Below are 5046 nucleotides of genomic sequence, written 5' to 3'. Positions count from 1 at the left end.
AGCATGTCGGCGGCCAGGGCGGAGGCGCCGGCCGCCGCCGATGCCATCATCAGCGTGCGGCGGCGCAGGCTGGACGGCGGGTCGGCCCTATCGGGTACGGCCGGACTGGTTTCGGCCAGGTCGAAGCCTGTCCGGGTCGGGGCATTCATTCGGTCTACACTCCAGAAGAGGCGACGGGGGTTGTTACCGGATCGTCCAGTCGTTTCGATTTCGGAACTGTCTCGACTCCGAAAGGAAACGATATTGAAAAATGCCTTCTTTTCATGATGATTTCCGATTGCCTCTGCTGGAGCGGCGCGTGCCTCCGGCAAAGGAGCACGCGCCGGGCGATCAGTTCAGCGGCAGGCTGGCCACCCCCGCTTCGCTACCGGCCAGGGCCTTGCGGATTCGCGCGACGTCCTCGGCGCGCGCCGGAGGCGCGTCATTGCCCCACGCCTTGCGGATGAAGCTGACGACATCGGCGATTTTCTGATCGGACAGGCGCGCCGCGAAGCCCGGCATGACGAAGGCGGAGGGCGCGTTGCGGGTTGCGCGCACCGTATCGCCGGTCAGCACGATATGGATCAGCGAGTCCGGCGACTTGTCCATGACCACGGGATTGCCGGCCAGCGGCGGGAAGACGGTGGGATAGCCGTGCCCGTCCGTGCGATGGCAGGCCGCGCAACGATCGACATAGACGCGCGCGCCCTGGGCCGACACATCGCCGGAATGCAGCGCGCCGGCCAGTGTCGCGTCATAGGCCCAGGGCCGCTGCGCCGTGTCGCCGGCGGGCAGGCTCTTGAGGAAATGGGCGATCGCGTGCAGATCGGCGTCGGTCAGATACTGGGTGCCGTGTCCCACCGCGTCGGTCATGCCGCCGAAGGCCGAGCCGTTCAGGATGCGCCCGGTCTTGAGGAAGGCCACGATGTCCTCTTCGGACCAGCGGCCGAGCCCGGTACGGTTTTCCCCGCGCAGGCTGACGGGAATCCAGCCGTCGACGGCGCCGCCGCCCGCGAGGAAACGCGTGCCGTCCGCGGCGGTCAGGGCGGATTCCTGCATCGTCATCGCGCGGGGCGAATGGCAGGCGCCGCAATGGCCGGGGCCTTCGACCAGGTAGGCGCCGCGCGCAGTCTGCGGGTCGGCGAAGGGACGTGCCGAGGCCGTCTGGGCAGCCTTGACCGACGGCGCGAAGGCGGCGCGCCAGAGGATCAGAGGCCAGCGCATCGAGAACGGCCACATGACGTCGTTCGGCCGCACAGGGTTGGCCACCGGCGTCACGCCATGCATGAAATAGATGTACAGCGTGTGGATATCGGCATCCGTCATGCGGGCATAGGACGGGAAGGGCATCGCCGGATAGAGCGACGCGCCGTCGCGCCGCACGCCCTCGCGCACCGCGCGGGCGAATTCGGCTTCGGTATAGCCGCCGATGCCGTTCCGGGGGTCGGGGGTTATGTTCGGGGCATAGATCGTGCCGAACGGCAGGGCGAAGGACAGGCCGCCGGCGAACGGCCTGCCGCCCGGCGCGGTATGGCAGGCCACGCAATCCGAAGCACGGGCGACATATTCGCCCTGCGCCACCAGGGCCGGATCGGCGCCCGGTTCGGTGCCCTGGCGTTCGGTGCCCTGAAATTCGGCGGCGCGGGCGGCCGGGAGGAGAGCCGGCGACAGGCCGAGCGTGCCGAGCAGGGCGGCGAGCGCCGCCCATTTGCGAGAGCGCATCACATCTGCACCAGCGGGCCGGGGTTTTTCAGGTAGGTCGAGCGGATATGATGGGCCGACCAATAGGCCAGGGCCGCGACCATGCCGGTCGGGTTGTAGCCCGTCCCCTGCGGGAAGGCGTTCGCGCCGATGACGAACACGTTCGAGACGTCCCAGCTTTGCAGATAGCGGTTGAGCGCGCTGGTCTTCGGATCCTCGCCCATCACCGCGCCGCCGGCGAGGTGGGTGGTCTGGTAATAGCGCGTATCGAACCGCTCGCCCAGCTGGCGCTGGCCCAGATGCACGTCGCGCGCGCCCATCGCCCGGGTGACCTTGGCGATCTGGCTGACGACATAGCGGTTCATGCGGATGTCGTTGTCCTTCCAGTCGAAGGTCATGCGCAGCAGCGGCATGCCGTACGCGTCCTTCCAGGTCGGATCGAGGTCCAGATAGACGTCGCGATAGGCCATGTTCGTGCCGTGCGCGTCCATGCGGACGGAATGCTGGTAGGTATCGACCATGGCCTTCTTCCAGGCCGACCCCCAATGGGGCGTGCCCGGCGGGCCGCCGAGCTTGGCCGCGGCGATGCCCTTGATCCCGGCCTGGTTCACCCAGACCGGCGAACCGCCGATGAAGCCCAGGGGACCGTGATCGAAATTCTCGCTGTTGAAATCGTCGAAGGCGACACCACCGCCGCCGGTGCCGATGAACTGGTTGGTATAGACCGTCTTGTCGAACCAGGCGGTGGTGGTGGTGACGTTCTGGTAGACGAAATTGCGCCCGACCACGCCCGCGTTCGCCACCGGGTCATACGGCTTGCCGATGCCCGAGAGCAGCATCAGATGCACGTTGTGGAACTGGAACGCCGCGACGATCACCAGGTCGGCGGGCTGGAAGACCTCGTTCCCGTCGCGGTCCAGATAGGTGACGCCGACGGCCTTGGTCTTACTGCTGTCGAGTTCGACACGCAGGACGTGGGAACGGTGGCGCAGCTCGAATTTCGGATCGCTGCGCAGGGCCGGCAGGATATTCACGTTCGGCGAGGCCTTGGAATACATGTAGCAGGCATAGCCGCTGCAATAGCCGCAGAAATTGCAGGGCCCCATCTGCACGCCGTAGGGGTTGGTATATTGCGCGGACGCGTTGGCCGCCGGCATGGAATAGGGGTGGAAGCCCACCGCCTCGGCCGCCTTGCGGAACATGTTGGCGCCATAGACGTCCTTGAGCGCCGGCAGGGGAAAATGATCGGAGCGCGAGGGCGCGAAATAATTGCCCTTGCCGACCACCCGGCCATCGACCATGTAGGCCTCGCCCGACGTGCCGAAGACTTTTTCGGCCCTGTCGAAGAACGGCTCCAGTTCGTCATAGGTGACGCCGTAATCCTGGAGGTTCATGCCTTCGGGGATGAATTTCTCGCCGTATTTCTCGACGACCTTGCTGCGCAGGACCAGATCGTCGGGCGGCATGCGGAAATGCACCCCGGACCAGTGCAGGCCCGCGCCGCCCACGCCCTCGCCCGGCAGGAAGGCCGACATCTGGCGATAAGGCAGCGCCGTCTGGTCGGGCGTGTTGCGGATGGTGACCGAGGTCCTCGACAGGTTCTGGAAGATCTTGTGCCGGAAATTGGCCTGCAGTTCGTCGATCGACCCGGGATAGGCGCCGTCGCTGGCGGTGCTGCGGTCGGCGCCGCGTTCCAGCATGACGACGCCCAGCCCGGCCTCGGTCAGTTCCTTGGCCATGATCGATCCGGCCCAGCCGCCGCCGACCACCACGGCGTCGACCTGCTTCATCCTGATGCTGGCCATGTCAGGCGGTTTCCCCGGAAATCGAGACGGAGCCGAGCGGGTAGCGCGGGCCGTACTGGTCCACCCAATCCATGAAATCGGCGCGGGCACCGGGGAAATTGATCATCGTCCAGCCGCCAAGCCCCTTGTTGCCGCCATGCACCGGGTCGGAGAAGGCGCCCTCCATCGTGTTGTTCAGCAACTGGGCGAAGAAGGTCCGCGCCGGCAGGTCGCCGAAGCGCGTATCGCCCGTCTCGAACCCGCGCAGGATGTCGTCGCGGGTGGCGGCATCGAGGTCGGCGAAGGATTTGCCGTATTTCGCCTGCACGAAGGCTTCGGCCCCGGCGATGCCCTTGCGGTAGATGTCACGCGGGGCATAGGGCAGTTGGTAGCCGAGATTGGCCGGACCTGAAACGAACGGAGCCTGCATGTACCACAATTTTCCGAAAGCGTACGGCGTATCCATCTGCCGGTCGATGAATTCGGGCACCCCCAGGGCAAGGGCGCCTGGCCCGACCGCGTCCTCGGGGATCAGCCGGTCGCAGGCGGCGTGCAGAAACGCCCATTCCGCAGCGGTGAAGAACGTCGGGACATAGGGCGGCGCGTCGGCCGAACGCGCGGCGCCGACCGGCACCGCAGCGGAGCCGAGTGCTGCGGCTCCGGCCAATCCCTGCATGAAAATCCTGCGGGACGGATCGGGGAGAGGCGTCGTCATACCATCACGGGCTCCGGGGGCACCCGCGAGGGCCAGCGTCTTGGCGGACACCGTCACCTGCGGGTCGGGGGAAACGAAGGGGGAACTGCAGCGCGGATTGCTGTCACGCGTTTTTGTCCGCTTTCTTCGCCTGACCTAGAGCAGAAATCACTTTCGTGGCAACCCTGCCCCCGAACGCCGCGGCAGGGCCTTCCGGCCACCCCGGAAAGATTGGCCCACCCGCCCGGGAATGCCCCCTGCCCTGCCGGCAACTATTTGGTTTTTACCAATCTTTCATGATTCGGACCGGTCTTTTGACACAGGATCGATCGGCTCCGCCTGGGCATGTCCGGCGACGCCGGGGAATGCGGATTGCGGTGGCCACCCACATCGTTTCGATCGTTATCACACAAATTTTAACTGTCCCGGCATAATGCGACCGCGCGCCCGGGGGCCGATCCGGCACGCGCCGGCGTCATGTCCGCCAGACTGAGGGCCCCGCGCCGATGGGCGACCGGGGCGACCGTGCCCTTCGCCCCATGATACCGGTCCTGCGTGAAGAGGCTGGGCTACAGGGCTTGGGCGCCGCCATATCGGCAATGATTCCATCCGCGCTTTTCCGGACGGACGGTCGGTTTCAACCGAAACCTGATTTCGTAAAAGACGGCGTGGAGCACGGTCTTTACGACGATGTCTTTACGGCGATGCCAGAGAACGTGCCTAGCCGCGCCATCAGGCGCGGTCGCGGGGAGCGGCGCACGGAAAAAGGCGGCCCGTCCGGAGACAGGCCGCCTGCTGCAAGATCACAGATGGTTCCAGGCCGGTCAGGCGCTGGCCGCGGCCTTCGCGGCGGCGAGGCGCGCCAGGCGGACCTGCTTGCGGGCTTCG

The 5046-nt window shown here is 66.4% G+C and carries 3 protein-coding genes; all 3 read right to left on the bottom strand.

Translation table 11 applies throughout. The annotated features are described in order from the left end of the window. Nucleotides 1–330: 330 nt before the first annotated feature. Genes HUK84_RS10105 through HUK84_RS10095 form a run of 3 tightly spaced genes read right to left on the bottom strand, consistent with a single transcriptional unit; the run spans nt 331 to nt 4179 of the window. Nucleotides 331–1701 carry a c-type cytochrome gene (locus tag HUK84_RS10105; RefSeq protein WP_176640180.1) on the bottom strand — a complete coding sequence of 457 codons (1371 nt, stop codon included), beginning with the start codon at nt 1699–1701 and terminating at the stop codon, nt 331–333. Beyond that, nucleotides 1701–3485, bottom strand: a complete 1785-nt coding sequence (locus HUK84_RS10100; RefSeq protein ID WP_176640179.1) for a GMC family oxidoreductase — start codon at nt 3483–3485, stop codon at nt 1701–1703. The genes HUK84_RS10105 and HUK84_RS10100 overlap by 1 nt, the downstream gene beginning before the upstream one ends. A gap of 1 nt (nt 3486) precedes the next feature. Then, the gene (locus HUK84_RS10095; RefSeq protein ID WP_246285594.1) at nt 3487–4179 is read right to left on the bottom strand and encodes a gluconate 2-dehydrogenase subunit 3 family protein; all 693 of its coding nucleotides are present in this window, start codon (nt 4177–4179) and stop codon (nt 3487–3489) included. Nucleotides 4180–5046 lie beyond the last annotated feature (867 nt).

This window comes from Nguyenibacter vanlangensis, assembly GCF_013376155.1.
Classification (GTDB): Bacteria; Pseudomonadota; Alphaproteobacteria; order Acetobacterales; family Acetobacteraceae; genus Gluconacetobacter; species Gluconacetobacter vanlangensis.
The sequence above is the reverse complement of the archived record's forward strand: the minus strand, read 5'-3'. Positions and strand labels throughout refer to the sequence as shown.

Bases quoted from the DNA above. Each gene is read 5' to 3' on its own strand.
- HUK84_RS10100 (WP_176640179.1), bottom strand. From the start codon at position 3,485: ATGGCCAGCATCAGGATGAAGCAGGTCGACGCCGTGGTGGTCGGCGGC.
- HUK84_RS10105 (WP_176640180.1), bottom strand. From the start codon at position 1,701: ATGCGCTCTCGCAAATGGGCGGCGCTCGCCGCCCTGCTCGGCACGCTC.
- HUK84_RS10095 (WP_246285594.1), bottom strand. From the start codon at position 4,179: ATGACGACGCCTCTCCCCGATCCGTCCCGCAGGATTTTCATGCAGGGA.